This window comes from Thioalkalivibrio sp. ALJT (genome assembly GCF_000381825.1).
GTDB lineage: Bacteria > Pseudomonadota > Gammaproteobacteria > Ectothiorhodospirales > Ectothiorhodospiraceae > Thioalkalivibrio.
Genome location: NZ_KB907124.1, coordinates 49,276 through 65,762 on the forward strand (window position 1 = coordinate 49,276; position 16,487 = coordinate 65,762).

11 protein-coding genes are annotated in these 16,487 nt (G+C 66.4%); 7 read left to right on the forward strand and 4 right to left on the reverse strand.

Features of this window, described 5'->3' with window-relative positions; all coding sequences use genetic code 11:
- Positions 1-3: 3 nt before the first annotated feature.
- The 4 genes from G332_RS0106020 (at position 4) to G332_RS0106035 (ending at position 4,626) form a co-directional block, all read left to right on the forward strand.
- A complete protein-coding gene (locus tag G332_RS0106020) occupies positions 4-1,434 on the forward strand; it encodes a mannose-1-phosphate guanylyltransferase/mannose-6-phosphate isomerase (protein ID WP_019626100.1) in 1,431 nt (476 codons plus the stop codon).
- Between the two features lie 87 nt (positions 1,435-1,521).
- Positions 1,522-2,607, forward strand: a complete 1,086-nt coding sequence (gene gmd, locus G332_RS0106025) for a GDP-mannose 4,6-dehydratase (RefSeq protein WP_019626101.1) — start codon at positions 1,522-1,524, stop codon at positions 2,605-2,607.
- On the forward strand, positions 2,600-3,565 hold the full coding sequence (locus G332_RS0106030) for a GDP-L-fucose synthase (RefSeq protein ID WP_019626102.1): 966 nt from the start codon (positions 2,600-2,602) through the stop codon (positions 3,563-3,565). The genes gmd and G332_RS0106030 overlap by 8 nt, the downstream gene beginning before the upstream one ends.
- An 8-nt stretch (positions 3,566-3,573) precedes the next feature.
- On the forward strand, positions 3,574-4,626 hold the full coding sequence (locus tag G332_RS0106035; protein ID WP_026340649.1) for a glycosyltransferase family 10 domain-containing protein: 1,053 nt from the start codon (positions 3,574-3,576) through the stop codon (positions 4,624-4,626).
- Between the two features lie 211 nt (positions 4,627-4,837).
- Here G332_RS0106035 and G332_RS0106040 read toward each other — a convergent pair whose 3' ends face one another.
- The gene (locus G332_RS0106040) at positions 4,838-7,981 is read right to left on the reverse strand and encodes an error-prone DNA polymerase (RefSeq protein ID WP_019626104.1); all 3,144 of its coding nucleotides are present in this window, start codon (positions 7,979-7,981) and stop codon (positions 4,838-4,840) included.
- A gap of 725 nt (positions 7,982-8,706) precedes the next feature.
- On the opposite strand from G332_RS0106040, the gene G332_RS0106045 reads away from it, so the two are divergent.
- Both G332_RS0106045 and G332_RS0106050 read left to right on the forward strand, forming a co-directional pair.
- Positions 8,707-10,179: an OmpP1/FadL family transporter gene (locus G332_RS0106045; RefSeq protein ID WP_038059559.1), complete on the forward strand. Its 1,473-nt coding sequence runs from the start codon at positions 8,707-8,709 to the stop codon at positions 10,177-10,179.
- Positions 10,180-10,302: 123 nt separating this feature from the next.
- The gene (locus tag G332_RS0106050; RefSeq protein ID WP_019626107.1) at positions 10,303-11,196 is read left to right on the forward strand and encodes a hypothetical protein; all 894 of its coding nucleotides are present in this window, start codon (positions 10,303-10,305) and stop codon (positions 11,194-11,196) included.
- A 338-nt stretch (positions 11,197-11,534) separates the two neighbouring features.
- Here the strand turns inward: G332_RS0106050 and G332_RS0106055 are convergent, their stop codons facing one another.
- Genes G332_RS0106055 through G332_RS0106065 form a run of 3 tightly spaced genes read right to left on the reverse strand, consistent with a single transcriptional unit; the run spans position 11,535 to position 14,495 of the window.
- Positions 11,535-12,755 (reverse strand): FAD-binding domain-containing protein, encoded by a 1,221-nt coding sequence (locus G332_RS0106055; protein WP_019626108.1) that lies wholly within the window; start codon positions 12,753-12,755, stop codon positions 11,535-11,537.
- A 19-nt stretch (positions 12,756-12,774) separates the two neighbouring features.
- Positions 12,775-13,728 (reverse strand): NAD(P)/FAD-dependent oxidoreductase, encoded by a 954-nt coding sequence (locus G332_RS0106060; protein ID WP_019626109.1) that lies wholly within the window; start codon positions 13,726-13,728, stop codon positions 12,775-12,777.
- Positions 13,725-14,495 (reverse strand): SDR family NAD(P)-dependent oxidoreductase, encoded by a 771-nt coding sequence (locus tag G332_RS0106065; RefSeq protein ID WP_019626110.1) that lies wholly within the window; start codon positions 14,493-14,495, stop codon positions 13,725-13,727. The genes G332_RS0106060 and G332_RS0106065 overlap by 4 nt, the downstream gene beginning before the upstream one ends.
- Before the next feature lie 368 nt (positions 14,496-14,863).
- On the opposite strand from G332_RS0106065, the gene G332_RS0106070 reads away from it, so the two are divergent.
- Entirely contained in the window at positions 14,864-16,426 is a 1,563-nt protein-coding gene (locus tag G332_RS0106070; RefSeq protein WP_019626111.1) for a deoxyribodipyrimidine photo-lyase, read from the forward strand.
- Positions 16,427-16,487 lie beyond the last annotated feature (61 nt).

Genomic DNA, 16,487 nt, shown 5'->3' on the forward strand with positions numbered 1-16,487 from the left:
GCGATGACCAAGGAACACGTGCGGGATCACTTGCAGCCGGTGATCCTGGCCGGTGGCTCGGGGACGCGTCTGTGGCCGGTTTCGCGCAGTCGATATCCCAAGCAGTTCCTCCCGCTGGTGGGGGACGAGACCCTGCTGCAGCAGACCGCACGCCGTCTGGAGGGACTTGGCGGCGAGCCGCCTTTGGTGCTGGCCAATGTGGAACACCGCTTTCTCGCCGCCGAGCAGTTACGCGCGACAGGCGTCACCGGGGCGCGCATCCTGCTGGAACCCGAGGGCCGCAATACGGCACCGGCGATCGCGCTGGCTGCCCTGCAGGCACAGGAACAGGGGCATGATCCGTTATTGCTGGTTCTTGCGGCGGACCATCACATCGGTGACCCCGAGGCTTTCCGCACCGCGGTCGAGCGTGCGGTCGAACTGGCCGCTTCCGGCCATCTGGTCACCTTCGGGATTGTTCCTACCGCGGCGGAGACCGGGTACGGCTACATCCAGCAGGGTGAGTCACTGGGTCCGGCCGGCGCCCGCGTGGCGCGTTTTGTCGAAAAGCCGGATGCGGCGACCGCACGGGCCTATATCGAGCAGGGGGATTACCTCTGGAACAGCGGCATGTTCGTGTTCCGGGCGTCACGGTACCTAGACGAGCTCGAGCGTTTCGAGCCCGGTATTGTGGCTGCCTGCAGGGCCGCCCTGGAACAGTCGCGGGACGATCTCGACTTCCTGCGGGTGGACCCCGACGCGTTTGCGGCGGCCCCCAATATCTCGGTCGACTACGCGGTGATGGAGCGCACGGAACTCGCGGCGGTGACGCCGCTGGCGGCGGGGTGGAGCGATATCGGGTCGTGGTCCGCGCTGGCGGGTGTGCGTGGTACGGACAGCCGGGGTAATACCCTGCGCGGCGACTGCCTTCTGGAGGACAGCGAGGGGTGCGTGGTGGATGCGGACGGCCTGCTGGTGGCCGGTATTGGCTTGCAGAACCTGGCGGTGGTGGCGACACGCGATGCGGTCCTGGTGGCCGATCGTCACCGGGTGCAGGATGTGAAACGCATCGTCGAGCGTCTGCAGGCGGCGGAACGTAGCGAGCACGTGGATCACACGGTGGTGTACCGCCCCTGGGGCTGTTATGAGTCCATCGACAGCGGGAGCCGCTATCAGGTCAAGCGCATCACGGTAAAGCCGGGGGCGCGCCTGTCGCTGCAGATGCATCACCACCGGGCGGAGCACTGGGTGGTGGTCAGCGGTACGGCCCGTGTCACCAACGGTGAACAGAACTACCTGGTCACCGAGAATGAGTCGACCTTTATCCCGATCGGGCAGGTGCACTGCCTGGAGAACCCTGGCGCGCTGCCGCTGGAGTTGATCGAGGTGCAGTCCGGCAGTTACCTGGGCGAGGACGACATCGTGCGCCTGGAGGATATGTACGGGCGCGCCTGAACGGGTCTCCCGAGCGCCGGCGGGATGCTATGCTTTCGCGTTTTCGGCGGCGCGCGGCTCAGGCGCCGCCCGGCAGCGGGAGTCGGCATGGCCAGAGTGGCATTGATCACCGGGATCACCGGGCAGGACGGGGCCTACCTGGCCGAGTTCCTGCTGGACAAGGGCTACGAGGTGCACGGCATCAAGCGTCGTTCCTCGCTGTTCAATACCGATCGCATCGACCATCTGTATCAGGACCCGCACGAGAGCGATCGCCGCTTCATCCTCCACCACGGTGATCTGACCGACTCCACCTGCCTGATCCGCATCATCCAGCAGGTACAGCCGGACGAGATCTATAACCTGGCCGCGCAGTCGCACGTGGCGGTCTCCTTCGAGGAGCCGGAATACACCGCCAACTCCGATGCCCTGGGCACCCTGCGTCTGCTGGAGGCGATCCGCATCCTCGGCATGGAGCAGACCACGCGCTTCTACCAGGCGAGCACCTCGGAACTCTACGGCAAGGTGCAGGCCACGCCGCAGGACGAGACCACCCCGTTCTACCCGCGCAGCCCCTATGCGGTGGCCAAGCTGTATGCCTACTGGATCGTGGTCAACTACCGCGAGGCCTACGGCATGTACGCCTGCAACGGCATCCTGTTCAACCACGAATCCCCGGTGCGCGGCGAGACCTTCGTCACCCGCAAGATCACCCGCGCCCTCGCGCGCATCAAACTCGGGCTGCAGGAGCGGCTGTACCTCGGCAACCTGGACGCGAAACGCGACTGGGGCCATGCCCGCGACTACGTCGAGATGCAGTGGCTGATGCTGCAGCAGGACACCCCGGACGACTACGTGATCGCCACCGGCGAACAGCACAGCGTGCGCGACTTCATCGACGCCGCAGCCCACGAGCTGGGCATGCGCATCGAGTGGCGCGGCGAGGGCGTGGACGAGCAGGGCTTTGACGACAAGGGCCGCTGCATTGTGTCGGTGGACCCGCGCTATTTCCGGCCCACCGAGGTCGAGACCCTGCTGGGCGATGCCCGCAAGGCCAGGCGCGAGCTCGGCTGGGAGCCGCGCATCCGCTTCGACGAACTGGTGGCCGAGATGGTGCGCGAGGACCTCCAGAGCGCCGAGCGCGACGAACTCGTGCGTGAGCACGGCTACCGCACCCTGAGTCACCATGAATAGGCCGCAGCGCGTCTTCGTCGCCGGGCACCGGGGGATGGTGGGCAGCGCGATCTGCCGCCAGCTCGAGGACTGGCCGGGCGTGGAGCTGCTGACCCGCACCCACGCCGAGCTCGATCTGACCGATCAGGCCGCGGTGGAGGCCTTCATGCGCGTGGAACGCCCGGACCAGGTGTACCTGGCGGCGGCGAAGGTGGGCGGGATTCACGCCAACAACACTTATCCGGCCGAGTTCATCCGCGATAACCTGGCGATCCAGACCAACGTGATTCACGCCGCCCACGGCGCCGGTGTGCGGCGGCTGCTGTTTCTCGGCTCCAGCTGCATCTACCCGCGCGAGGCCCCGCAGCCGATCGCGGAGGCGGCCCTGCTGACCGGGCCGCTGGAACCGACCAACGAGCCCTACGCCATCGCCAAGATCGCCGGCATCAAGCTGTGCGAGAGCTACAACCGTCAGTACGGCACGGACTACCGCTCGGTCATGCCGACCAACCTGTACGGCCCGGGCGACAACTACCACCCGGAGAACAGCCACGTGATCCCCGGGCTGATCCGGCGCTTTCACGAGGCGAAACAGGCCGGCGCCGATCACGTGACCGTCTGGGGCAGTGGCACCCCGCGCCGCGAGTTCCTGCACGTGGACGATATGGCAGGGGCCTGTGTGCATGTGATGAACCTCGACCAGACCACCTATGCGGAGCACACCGAGCCGATGCTGAGCCACATCAACGTGGGCACGGGCGAGGACCTGACCATTGCCGAACTCGCGCAGCGGGTGGCCGGCGTGGTCGGCTTCCGGGGCGAGCTGCGCTTTGACCGCTCGAAGCCGGACGGTACCCCGCGCAAACAGCTGGACGTCTCGCGCCTCGCGGCGCTGGGCTGGAAGGCCCGTATCGGGCTCGACGAAGGGCTGGCCGGGGCCTATGCCGAGTTTCTGGAACACGGCGGAGCCAACCGGTGAGCCAGCCGGTGAGCGATTCGCCGGCAGACCCGATCCGGGTCAAGTTCCTGTCGACCATGCGCGAGTCGATCTGGCGCCACCAGCTGCCGGACGGCGAGGCGCGCTGGGGGCGCTGCGAGTTCACCTTCGACCCGCAGGCCACCGCGTACGACTGGCTGGTGGTGTACGACGAATTCCCGTCCAACACCGGGCGCAACCGGCATTACAGCGAACGCCTCGCCTGTGGCGCCGAGCGCACCCTGCTGGTGACCATGGAGCCGCCCTCGATCAAGTCCTACGGCCGGCGCTTTACCCGCCAGTTCGGCCGGGTGCTGACCTCGCACCCGGAATGGGCGCTCAAGCACCGTCGGCGCATCCATTCCCAGCAGGGAATGATCTGGTACTACGGCTTCGGCAGTCAGGGTGAACGGCCGTACAACGAGATGCGGGCACACCCGCCGCTGGGGAAGACCCGCGAGATCGCCACCATGTGCTCCGCCAAGCGCCAGCGCCATACCCTGCATCGGCGGCGCTATGACTTCACCTGGGCGCTGAGGGCCCAACTGCCCGAGCTGGAGATCTTCGGCAAGGGCTTACAGCCGCTGGACGACAAGGCCGAGTGCCTGGATGCGTACCGCTATCACGTCGCGGTGGAGAACTACGTGGGGCCGCATCACTGGACCGAGAAGCTGGCCGATGCCTTCCTCGGCGCGACCCTGCCGTTCTACTACGGCGCGCCGAATGCCGCGGACTACTTCCCGCCGGAGAGCTTCATTGCCATCGACATCGACGATGTCGATGGGACGGCCGAGCGCATTCGCCGCGCGATCCGCGACAACGAATACGAACAGCGGCTGCCGCACATCCTCGAGGCCCGCCGTCGCGTGCTGGAGGAGTACAACCAGTTCGCCGTCGTCGCACGCATCATCGAGGCCGCGCACGATACCGAACCGGCCGGGCCGACCGGCCAGTGGATCCACTCGCGCCGGGCCCTGCGCCGTCGCGACCCGCTGGCCGCCCTGGAGGGCGCCTGGGAAAAACTCACCCAGCGCATCGGCCACCTCTCCGGCCGCGCTGGCTGAGGTGTTTTCCGGGCCGGGGATGTCAGGCCGAAAGATCATGCCTGTCCAACCAGAGCTGTTTCGCGTGATCGATTCAGCGATGCATCCCGGGAATTCTCGGTGGACTCCGTGTGCTCTGTGGTTCCCACGCCCTTTTCCTTCGTGCCTTCGTGAGCTTCGTGGTGAATAAGGCCCCGGTCTTTTAGTCGCTGTTGCGGATGACGAATGCCGATCAGCCGAAGTCGCGGGAGCGGGTGGTCAGCTCGCCCAGCCAGGCGCTGCGGTCGATCAGGCGCTGCACGATCAGATGGCCGACCCCGTCGCTGTACTGCCATTCTCCGTGGGCCTCCAGCAGGCGGCCGTGCAGGACCTCGGCGCGAAAGCGCTCCACCCGGTCCGGCCAGACGATCAGGTTCAGCGTGCCGGTTTCGTCCTCCAAGGTCAGGAACACCGTGCCGTTGGCCGAGCCGGGCCGCTGGCGGGTGATCACCAGCCCGGCATAGCGCGCCCCGCTGTGACCGGGATGCTCCAGTAGCCGGGCGGCGGTGGCCAGTCGGCGCTGATCCAGGAACGGGCGCATCAGCGCCAGCGGGTGCGGGCCCAGGCTCAGGCCCTGGGTGGCGTAATCCTGCACCAGGTCATCCACCGCATCCGGGCGCGGCAGGAGCGGGGTCACGTCGGCCTCGCGCACCGTCTCCGCCGGGGCGTCGGCGAACAGGGGCAGGGGTTCCTCCACCGCCTCGGTCGCCCAGCGCGCCTGATGGCGGTGGCCGGCCAGCCCCTTCAGGGCATCGGCGCGGGCGAGGCGGTTGGCCTGGGCGCGGGTCAGTGCGGCGCGGGCCACCAGATCCGGAACGTCCGTGAACGGGAGCTCGGCGCGCGCGGCGACAACACGCTCGGCCACGGCCTGCGCGAGCCCGCCAACCCGGTTCAGGCCCAGGCGCAGGGCCAGCGCGTCGCCCCCGGCCACCGGTTCCACCGTGCAGGCCCAGTCACTGCAGCGCACATCCACCGGGCGCACCTCCACGCCGTGGCGGCGGGCGTCGGCGACGATCTGTGCCGGGGCGTAGAAGCCCATCGGCTGGCTGTTCAGCAGGGCGCAGGCAAAGATCGCCGGCTCATGGCACTTGAGCCAGGACGAGACATAGGTGATCAGCGCAAAGCTGGCCGAGTGCGACTCGGGGAAGCCGTACTCGCCAAAGCCGAGGATCTGTTTGTAGAGCTGCTCGGCGAACTTCTCCGGATAGCCGCGTTGCCGCATCCCGTCCATCAGGCGCTCGCGGTAGCGTGCGAGCTGGCCGGTACGGCGCCAGGCCCCGATCGCGCGGCGCAGCCCGTCCGCCTCGCCGGCGGAGAAGCCGGCTGCGACCATCGCCAGCTCGATCACCTGCTCCTGGAAGATCGGCACACCCAGGGTGCGCCCCAGCACCCGCCGGATCTCGGCATTCGGATAACGCACCCGCTCCGGGTGGGCGCGGCGTTTCAGGTACGGGTGCACCATCTCGCCCTGGATCGGGCCGGGGCGCACGATGGCGATCTCGATCACCAGGTCGTAGAAGTTCGCCGGTTTCAGGCGCGGCAGCATGCTCATCTGCGCGCGCGACTCGATCTGGAACACGCCCAGGGTGTCGGCCTTCTGCAGCATGCGGTAGACCGCCGGGTCCTCGGCGGGGATGTCGGCCAGGCCCCAGTCGCGGCCCCGGTGACGCGCCATCAGCTCCAGCGCGCGGCGCACGCAGGAGAGCATGCCCAGCGCCAGCACGTCGATCTTCAACAGCCCCACCGCGTCGAGGTCGTCCTTGTCCCACTGGATTACCGAGCGCTCCGGCATGGCCGCATTCTCGATCGGCACCAGCTCGTCCAGCCGGCCCTCGGCGATCACGAAGCCGCCGGTGTGCTGCGACAGGTGGCGGGGGAAGCCCAGCAGCTCGGCGGTCAGCGCCTGCCACTGCCGGGCCAGGGCGCCGTCCGGGTCCAGCCCGACCTCGCGCAGGCGCTCGGCGGGGATGCCGTCGTCCCACCAGGCGAGGTTGGCGGTCAGCGCATCCAGCCGCGCGCGCGAGATGCCCAGGGCGCGGCCGACGTCGCGCAGGGCGCTGCGCCGGCGGTAGCGGATCACCGTGCAGGCCAGCGCCGCGCGCTTGCGACCGTAGCGCTGGTAGATGTACTGGATCACCTCCTCGCGGCGCTCGTGCTCGAAGTCGACATCGATATCCGGTGGCTCGCCACGCTCGGCGGAGATGAAGCGTTCGAACAGCATGCTGGAGCGCGAGGGATCCACCGCCGTGATACCGAGGGCATAACAAACGGCGGAATTCGCCGCCGAGCCGCGTCCCTGGCACAGGATCCTGCGGCTACGGGCAAAGCGCACGATGTCGTAGACCGTCAGGAAGTAGGGCTCGTAGCCGAGCTGCGCGATGATCCCGAGCTCGCGATCGATCTGCTCGGCCACCTTCGGCGGGATGCCGTCGGGCCAGCGGCCACGCGCCCCCTTCAGGGTCTCCTCGCGCAGGTAGGCGGTCGGGCTTGTGTCCCGGGGCAGGGGATCGGTCGGGTAGCGGTAGGTGACTGCGTCCAGCGAGAAGTCGCAGTCCTGCGCGATGCGCACACTGGCCGCGAGCCAGGTGGCGGGATACAACGCCGCCAGGTCGTCGCGCGGGCGCAGGCAGCGCTCGCCGTTGGGGAAGCGCGCCGGGGCCGCCTCGGCAACCGTGGTGCGCAGACGCAGCGCGGTCAGCACGTCCTGCAGGGCACGCCGGCCGCGAGCGTGCATGTACACATCGCCGCAGGCGACGATCGGGAGGCTCGCCGTCTCGGCGAGTTGCCGGGCGCGGGTCGCGAGCGTGGCATCGTCCGGCGTGCGCAGCTGGCTGACCGCCAGATGGGCCTGCCCCGAAGCGGCCCATCCGGCCAGCCAGCGGGCCGCGTCGGCGAGCGTCGGTTCCGGGATCTCGGGTTCGATACGCAGCAGGACGTGCCAGCCGGCGCGCGTCTCGGCGGGCAGGGCGTCGAGATCCGCCTGCGCCAGGTGGTAGTGCCCCTTGTCCGCCGCCCCGCGCGCCCGGGTGATCAGCCGGCACAGCGCGGCATAGCCCGCCGCATTACGTACCAGCAGGGTCAGGACGGGGCCGTGCGCCAGCCGGAAGGTCGCCCCCAGGATCAGGTGCAGGCCGCAGTCCTTCGCCGCCGCATGGGCGCGGACCACGCCGGCCAGCGAGGCGATATCGGTCAGCGCCAGCGCGCGGTAGCCCAGCGCCCGGGCCCGCTCCACCAGCTCCTCCGGGTGCGAGGCCCCGCGCAGGAACGAGAAGTTGCTGACGCTGGTCAGCTCGGCATATGCCGGCTTTGCGGCCTGAGAGGGCAGGGCGGTGTGCATATACTGTATATAAAAACAGCTACTGGGCAGGCGCAAGAACCCGGGTGAGTGTGTGCGTTCCTCAGCGTGTTCCGAGCGCCGCGTCACGGTCCTCGCTGGACGGGGGCGTGCTGTCCCGGCCGATATTCCTGCCGTATGGCCAGGTGTCGTTGCCCCGGTGTTTCGGCTGCCAGCGGCCCGGCGCGTGTCGGGGTGTCGTCGTCCATCTGACTGTGTTATCCGTCGTTCGGACTCCGTTCCCGGTACGGGCGGGATGAGATGGCCCATGGTTCCTGACTGTATTGGTCTGTTCGTTTTTCTCCTTTTTTATTCAGTAGGTTGCGATTACGCTTTTGCGCCCGGAATGATTCATGACGCGCCCTGATATGGGCCTGTCCTGCGGTATTCCTGTCTCCTGCGCACCTCTACAACAATTCATAACATCACTAGATTAGTCAATTCGGATATAACAATACCCCTATATTGGTTTATTTCTGGATAGCGCATCGCGTTGGCACCCCCTATTTATAAAGTATTAGCCTTAAGGGTATCGTGCTTTTTGCATCCCCCCGCCAATAGCATGATGTATGCGCTCAGGTGGCCAGGGCTCGACCTCCAGCGCAATAAAGGATGCACGGTAGGTTCTCGACCGGGTCCTCGGGTCTCCCACGAGTGGTTGTCAGTGCCTGATGCAACTGAAACGCTCATATAACACGAAGAATTCAGATCCATCCTAGGAGGATGTCATGGGGCATAAGGTGATTAAACGCTCGGTCTTGGCTGCATCGGTTGCGTTACTAGTAGGGGCGAGCGGTGTTTCTCACGCGACCAACGGTTACTTTGCGCATGGGTTCGGAACCCAGTCGAAAGGTATGGGCGGCGTCGGGATGGCGCTTTCACATGATTCCTTCGCGCCTGCAACCAACCCGGCTGGGATCGCGGGCATGGAAAGTCGGGTCGACGGTGCGCTCGCATACTTCAGGCCCGAACGCTCCTATGAGGTCTTCGGCGATGGCCTTGATATAACAGATCCCGGCCCGGTTCTTGAGAACCTCGAGCTTACGGGTGAAAACCTGGCGGACGGATTGATCGGTGCCCTTGATGGTCTGGCGGATCTTGATGTTATACAAGCCACCGACAATCTTTTCCTGTCCCTTGTTCCGGCAACCCTCGTCCCGCTTAACAGTAATGGCGAATCGGTCGAAAGCCGTGAACGCATGTTTCTTATTCCGTCGTTCGGGTTTGTTCGGCAGATTAATGACCGGTCATCCTGGGGTTTGACGGTCGTGGGCAATGGGGGCCTGAACACCAATTATCCGGCGTTTGATAATACGGAAGGCTGTGAAGGCCCGTTTGGCTCCGAGGTCGGTAACCAGACCGGGCCATTCTGTGACGGCGCTGCCGGGGTGGATCTCCTGCAATTGATGGTGATGCCGACGTTTGCCACGAGCTTCGGCGAGGAAGGGCAATGGCGAGTGGGGGTCAGCCCGCTGGTCAGCTACCAACAATTCTCGGCCCGCGGGCTTTCGAATTTCGGGGACCTGAGTGAGAGCCCCGAACATGTTTCTGACAACGAGACCGACGACAGCTTTGGCTACGGGGTTCGGGTTGGTGTTCAGACTGACATCGGGCAGTGGGGCTCTTTGGGCGCCAGCTATCAGTCCAAGCAGCGGCACGAGGGCTTTGATGACTATCGGGGACTGTTTGCGGAGCAGGGTAATTTCGATATCCCGTCGACCTGGGGTGTCGGTGGCGCGATCTACCTGACGCCGCAGCTCACCCTTGCTGCCGATTATTCCCGCATCAATTATTCCGATGTGAGTTCGATTACGAATTCGGTTACGAATCTGACCGAAGATGGCGCACGCCTGGGTTCATCGGAGGGTCCCGGTTTTGGCTGGGATGATGTGGATGTCTTCAAGGTCGGGGTGCAATATGAGACCCGCGGTAACTGGACATTCCGCGCCGGCTATAACTACGGGGACAACCCGGTCGAGCCGGACGAAGTTACCCTGAACATCCTTGCCCCCGGGGTAACCCGGGAACATTACACCGTGGGCGCGACGCGCGCGGCGGGTGATAACTGGGAGCTGAGTTTTGCCGCCATGTATGCGCCGCGAGAATCGGTTCGAGGGCAACACGCGTTCTTCGAAGAACAGGATGTGGAAATCGAGATGACGCAATATGAATTCGAAGTGGGGATTGGCTATCGGTTCTAGCCGCAAGTCGGTCCGGTCATCAAAACGCCTGTCAAAGGCGTAGCGACCATACACCATAAGGAGGATCCGAAAATGGTTGAGCACCGAGCAGTTATTAATGGAACGTTCTGGAGTGTCATGGGGATGGCACTGATGGCATCCGGGGCGGTAGCCGCCGAGCCACTGAAGCCTTTTGTACTGGGCGAAAGGGCGGCAGATGGAAACGTGGAGCAGGTCACGGAACGTGTTTCTGGGTCGCTGGAAGAGGGTGGATTCCAAATCCTTGGTGAATACCCGGTAAGTTCGACTTCCCATGTGGTCGTGGCGACGCATGATGACCTGCTGGCGCTGGCCGAAGCCAATCCGCGCTCGGCCTATCTGGCGCCGGTACGCGTCGCGATCACCGAAGTCGATGGTAACGTCCAGGTGAGTTACAACAACCTGGAGTATTTCCGGCACGCGTATCGCGTGGACCAGGACGTGTCGGCGGTGCAGGGCGCGCTGGAAGGCGTGATCGGGCACGAGAAAACCTTCGGGTCCGATGACGGCATGTCGCAGCGGGAACTGAACCGTTATCGCTATACGTTCGGCATGGAACGTTTCGATGATCCCTACGAGCTGGGAAGCCATGGAAACAGCGATGCGGCCACGACGCTGCTGGAGAGCGGGCTGGCATCGGGAGAGAGCGGGGTCGAAAAGATTTACAAGCTGGAGATCCCCAATGCGGACGTGACGGTATACGGTGTGTCCGTGCGTGAAGACCGCGGTGCACCGGAGGCTGCATCGGATCTCTTCAAGCTGGAGACCATTGATGTCAACGAGCTCCGGCATACGGCGTATCTGCCCTACGAGATCCTCGTGCACGATGGAAACATCGAGGCCCTGCACATGCGCTTCCGCACCGCGATTCACTGGCCGGACCTCGGCATGATGGGGCCGAACAGCTTTATGACGTTGCGGCGTTCGCCGGGGATCCTGGAAGAGGTTCTGCAACAGGTGGCAGGCTTCGAGGAAGAGTCGGGTGGTTTTGAGTGGTAAACCGGCAGCGTAGATCACGCCGGAGATCGATCGGCGCCGATTCGGGCGCTTGATCAAAGCCGTTCGGGCACGCCTTGTTCAAGGTGGTGGTCGGGCGGCTTTTTCTTTCTTGGTTGGAGGCGACGTTCAGCCCGTCTCGGGCAGGGCTTGCGCCCAGCCACCGCCGTGACAGGGTGTGGTTGAGTGTAGCGCGACGCACCGTGCCCCGTTAGCGCAGTTCCCTTGATGAGATTCGCCGGGCTCATCCGGTTCTGGGACTGGGACCCGGCGAGTCGCGGACGCTCGTTGCGCATCAGGTTTTCCTTTCTCGCGTTGTGCGCGTTGTTCAGGACAAACGGTTACAAAAGACCGTTGGCGGTCAGCAGTTCCGGAATCTGGTGCTTGAAACGGAAAAAGCCGTGGGTGGCGTGCGGCCAGGCAAGCGCATCCCAGCGGCGGCGCAGCGGAATCAGTTCGATGCCTGTGGGTGCCAGTTCGCGGGCCAGCTGTTCCAGTCCGTCGGCCAACGGTCCAACCGGGGCCTCGGGGGTGGCGATTACGTGCACGTCCGTCTCTGCGCAGGCCTGTTGCAGGGCGGCGGCATCGAGTGCGGCGAGTCCTTCGGTGGGACACTGCCGTGCATTCTCGACGTGCGCCTTGGCATCGGCGGCGAGGCGGGCCACCCATTCCGCGGCAGGGTTCCCGAAGGGCCAGGGGTGCTGCGTGTGCCCCCCGGCTGCGATTCGGACTGCGGCCACGCGGGTTGGGGCGGGAAGCAACGCATCACCGCAGAGGTCGTCGCCATGCAATAGCAGCAGCACGGGTTCGCCAGGTGGCAGGTGGCGCGCCGTGCCCGGCGGGGTCGGGTCCGGGGGTGGGGCGGCGGGCAGCGGGTGAGCCTCGCGCGCGAGCCTGGAGGGTCGGAAGCGGTGGTCGCTGAAACGCGCGATATTGTCGGGATCGGCGCGGTAAGTCTTGCCCGGGGTCTGGATGCCGGCGACCCAGCGCCAGCCCAGGGTGTTCGAGGCCGGGTCGGCGTCAAGAAGGTGGCGAAGAAAGAAATCGGCCCCCAGCGTCCACGGCAGTTGCAGGGTGAAGGTCCAGATCGAGGCGAACCACATACGGGCGTGGTTGTGCAGGTAGCCAGTCTGCACCAGTTCATGTGCCCAGTCGTCAAAGCCTTCCACGCCAGTGCGGCCCTGTTCGGCCGCCATGACCGCCGCGCGCAGTCCGGGCTCGTGTGCCAGGCGTGCCTTCTGGTTGGCGCATTCATCCAGAAAGGATCGCCAGACCCGTGGCCGCATTTGTAGCCAGCCCTTCCAGTACGTGCGCCAGAACACCTCCTGGATGAATTTCTCCGCGGCTTCCGGCGTGTGGTGCTGTAACACCTTGGCCAGGACTTCGTGTTCCGTAAGCGCGCGGTGGCGGATGTACGGAGACAGCAGGGACACATTGTCGCGGCACTCCGGCCCGGAGTCGCGGTTGCGTTCGGCCGCGTAGTGGCGCCCGGCCCGGGGCGCAAAGGCATCGAGACGTGCCCGTGCGGCGTTCAGGGCGGGTGTGAACCGCGAGGAGGTCATGGTGTGCTCCCGGGGCGTGTCACCGGCATGGAGGCAGGCTGTCGGCGACGGCAGCGGCCAGGGCCTCGCCGCTGTCGAAGGCGGCCTCGACACGAGCGCCCAGGGCCCAGTCGCCACAGGCTCCCAGACGCCGCTCGGCATGCCACAGGCAGGGCTGGCCGGCAGCCTGTTCGACCCGGGCGTACAGCCAGCGATGAACCTGGCGATGAATGGGCTCCGCACCGCCCACATAGGGTCGGAGGGCCTCTACAAGGGGTTCGGCCAGCGTCTCCGGGTCGGCCTCGATATGCGCACGTGACCATTCGGCGCCGGCGTGGGCCACCAGGGTCTCGGGCTGAGCCGGGCGCTCGGGTTTTGAGTGGTTGCGCGCAATCCAGGCGAGCGGACTGCATGCAGGCTGGAGGGTGTCGGCGATCCCGGTCAGGGGATGGTCGAAGGCCGCCATCAGCGTCACCGTGGGCGCGTAGCGTACGTGCTCCAGTTCGGGCAGCCCAACCTCCGCGGTGTTGGCCAGGGCCGCAGCCTGCGGGGCCGGGATGGCCAGCAGTACTGCCGCGAATACGCCCTCGAGCTCGGCGGGACGGGCGCAGGTGGCCGGGTCGGCCTGCAGGCGCCAGCCTTCGGCGGTCGACAGCAGTTGGGTGATGCGGCATTCGTAATGGATGGTGAGGCCGCGGGCCAGGGCGTGCGCTGGCGCCGTCATGTCCGGGCAGCCCACCAGGCGGCCGGGTGCCCACGCGGCGACAGTCCCGAGCGCTTGCCAGGTGCGCACCCGCGTCTGCAGAGAGGGGCCACGCGCGGTGAAGTACTGGGCGCCGTGATCGAAACGCAGTGGGCCGGCGTGTCGGGTTGCCATGCGCCCGCCCAGCCCGCGGCTTTTCTCGAATACGGTACAGGTGTAGCCGCGCGTGCTCAGGTCACGTGCGGCCGCCAGCCCGGCGATGCCGGCCCCAATGATGGCGATGCGATTCATGTGCGTTGTACCAGGGGGCGTACGCGGGAGAAGCCACCATCCACGGACAGCACTTGCCCGGTCACCCAGGCAGCCGCATCGGACAGCAGCCAGTTCGCGGCGCGGGCGATGTCGTCGGCCTCGCCGTAGCGCTGCAGCGGGTATTGTGCAGCGATTTGGGCCTCGGCATTACGCGCCGCGAACAGATGTTCGGTGGCCCCAGTCCGGGTCAGCCCCGGGGCAATGCCGTTGATGCGCAGCCCCTGGGCGGAATAGGTGGCTGCGGCGGCCGGGATCAGGCTGGCAATGGCGCCCTTGGCCATGGCGATGGCCTCGTGATTGGAGATCCCGATCTGCGCGACCACCGAGCTGAACAGGACCGCGCTGCCCGCGGGTGCGTCAGCCTGCAGCCGCGCCCGGACCCAGGCGCGGAGAGTGAAGAAGGCGCTGTCCTGGTTGGCGGCCACGCAGTCTCGATACTGGCGATCGGTAGTGCGGTGCAGGGGCGCCAGCAGAGCGCTTCCGACACCGTGGGCGAGACAGTCCGGGGCGGTTCCGAAATGTTCCGAGGTGGCCTGCACCGCTTCGTCGGCACCCTCCGGGGTGCTGGTGTCCGCGTCGATGGCGATGGCTTCAAGTCCGGCCGGAAGCGTTGCGGCGAGTTCGGCCAGGGTGGTTGCGTCGCGTGCGACCAGTGCGGCGCGGTCACGCCCGGGCTGGAGTTGTCCCAGCAGGGCGCGGGCGATACCGCCGGTGGCGCCGGTGATCAGCAGGGTCCGGTAGCTCATGGCGGCGGGTCCTGTTGGTAGGTGAAGGGGCAGGCGCAGGGTCACACCCGTAAACAAGAGCTATGGCCGGTCGAAACCCCGCAAGTTCCCCTGGGCCCAAGCGTCGGAACCGGGCGCAATGGGCAGGGTCTGTCGATGAGGGCGTTGGCCCCAGTGCGCGCTTGTGTCGAGGCCGGCACGTATGGCGATCACCATTCGGGGTGTCTGCGGCAGCCAGAATCGCAGCGCCACAGGCGCGTCCGGTCACGCTCGGCATCGGGTGGGCCGTGTACCGACACAACCCGACGAACGCCGCAGGTGCAAGGACCCCCCGTTTTGGCCCGCGGGGCCCGAGTGGGTCGGGGAACCCGTTAGCGAGGAGATTTCACATGGCATCGCCGGTTCAGGTGGTCTGGTTCAAGCGCGATCTGCGGATTGATGATCATGTGCCGCTGGTGCAGGCGGCACGGACTGGTCGCGTGTTACCGCTGTATATCGTCGAACCGGAGTACTGGGAGCAGGCCGATACCAGCCGTCGCCACTGGGATTTCATCCGTGGCAGCCTGGTGGCGCTGGATCGGGCGCTGCGCGGCCTGGGGCAGGCGCTGATCGTGCGTCATGGCGATGCCGCGGGCGTGATCGAACAGCTGTGTGCAACTGTGCCGGTGGCGGCGCTGCACAGCCACCAGGAAACGGGCAACCAGTGGACCTTCGCTCGCGACCGCGCGGTGGCCCGCAGCCTGTCGGCGCGTGGCATACCGTGGCATGAATATCGACAGCACGGGGTGGTGCGCCGCCTGCGGAAACGCGATGGCTGGGCCGCGCAATGGGAGGCGCTGATGGCCGCGCCCGCGGCGGCTGCGCCCGCGGCGATTACTGGCTGTGAAGGCGTTGCCGGCGGGATCGAGCGACTCCCCGACTGCCCCGGGCCGGTGGCGGCGGAGCCCCTGATTGACCTCCAGCCACCGGGTCTGGAGGCCGGGCGCGACGTGTTGCGCGATTTCCTGCGCGAGCGCGGTCGCCACTATGCCGGAGGTATCAGCAGCCCGGAGCGCGCGTGGACGGCCAGCTCGCGCCTGAGTCCGCATCTGGCCTATGGCACGCTCTCCCTGCGGCGGGTGTTGCAGGCGACCCGCGAGCGTCGGCATGCGCTTCGCGGCACGCCGGATCCGGCGTGCCGGGCCTGGCAGCGTTCACTGCGCCAGTTCGAGGAACGGTTGCACTGGCATTGCCACTTCATGCAGAAACTAGAGGATCAGCCTTCGATCGAGTTTCGCAACCTGCATCGCGCCTGCGACGGACTGCGCGAGGAGGGTTTTAACCGCGACCGTTTCGAGGCCTGGCAGGCGGGCCACACGGGGTTCCCGCTAGTGGATGCCTGCATGCGGGCCCTGCGCGACCATGGATGGATCAATTTCCGCATGCGGGCGATGGTGGTGGCCTTTGCCGCCTACCACCTGTGGCTGCACTGGCGCGAGCCTGCGTGGCATCTGGCGCGAATGTTCACCGACTACGAGCCCGGCATCCACTACAGCCAGATGCAGATGCAGTCGGGCACGACCGGCATCAATGCCCTGCGCATCTACAACCCGGTGAAGCAGTCACAGGATCAGGACGCGGAGGGACGCTTCATCCGGCGCTGGGTGCCCGAACTGGCGGCGGTACCCGGTGACTGGATTCACCAGCCATGGAGGATGCCGGAATCCTTGCAGCACAGGGCTGGTTGCCGCATCGGCGCCGATTATCCGGCCCCGCTGGTGGATCATGTGCACGCGGCGCAGCGCGCCCGCGAGCGGTTCCGGGACATCCGACGAGAGGCGCTGGCCCGGCGTGAGAGCGTGACCATCCGGGATCGACACGGCAGCCGGCGCCCCGCCCGCGGGCGGGGCGGTTCGCAAAAGAGTCGGGCGGACCGCCATCAGCTGGACCTGTTCCCGGAGCCGGACCGGTGAACTGCCCATAGCGGGCTCGTAATCAGAAACGACGTTCAGCCCGTCTCGGGCTGGGTTTGCG

Coding starts and splice junctions, on each gene's coding strand:
- G332_RS0106020 (WP_019626100.1), top strand. CDS start 4: ATGACCAAGGAACACGTGCGGGATCACTTGCAGCCGGTGATCCTGGCC.
- gmd (WP_019626101.1), top strand. CDS start 1,522: ATGGCCAGAGTGGCATTGATCACCGGGATCACCGGGCAGGACGGGGCC.
- G332_RS0106030 (WP_019626102.1), top strand. CDS start 2,600: ATGAATAGGCCGCAGCGCGTCTTCGTCGCCGGGCACCGGGGGATGGTG.
- G332_RS0106040 (WP_019626104.1), bottom strand. CDS start 7,981: ATGCACACCGCCCTGCCCTCTCAGGCCGCAAAGCCGGCATATGCCGAG.
- G332_RS0106045 (WP_038059559.1), top strand. CDS start 8,707: ATGGGGCATAAGGTGATTAAACGCTCGGTCTTGGCTGCATCGGTTGCG.
- G332_RS0106050 (WP_019626107.1), top strand. CDS start 10,303: ATGGCACTGATGGCATCCGGGGCGGTAGCCGCCGAGCCACTGAAGCCT.
- G332_RS0106055 (WP_019626108.1), bottom strand. CDS start 12,755: ATGACCTCCTCGCGGTTCACACCCGCCCTGAACGCCGCACGGGCACGT.
- G332_RS0106060 (WP_019626109.1), bottom strand. CDS start 13,728: ATGAATCGCATCGCCATCATTGGGGCCGGCATCGCCGGGCTGGCGGCC.
- G332_RS0106065 (WP_019626110.1), bottom strand. CDS start 14,495: ATGAGCTACCGGACCCTGCTGATCACCGGCGCCACCGGCGGTATCGCC.
- G332_RS0106070 (WP_019626111.1), top strand. CDS start 14,864: ATGGCATCGCCGGTTCAGGTGGTCTGGTTCAAGCGCGATCTGCGGATT.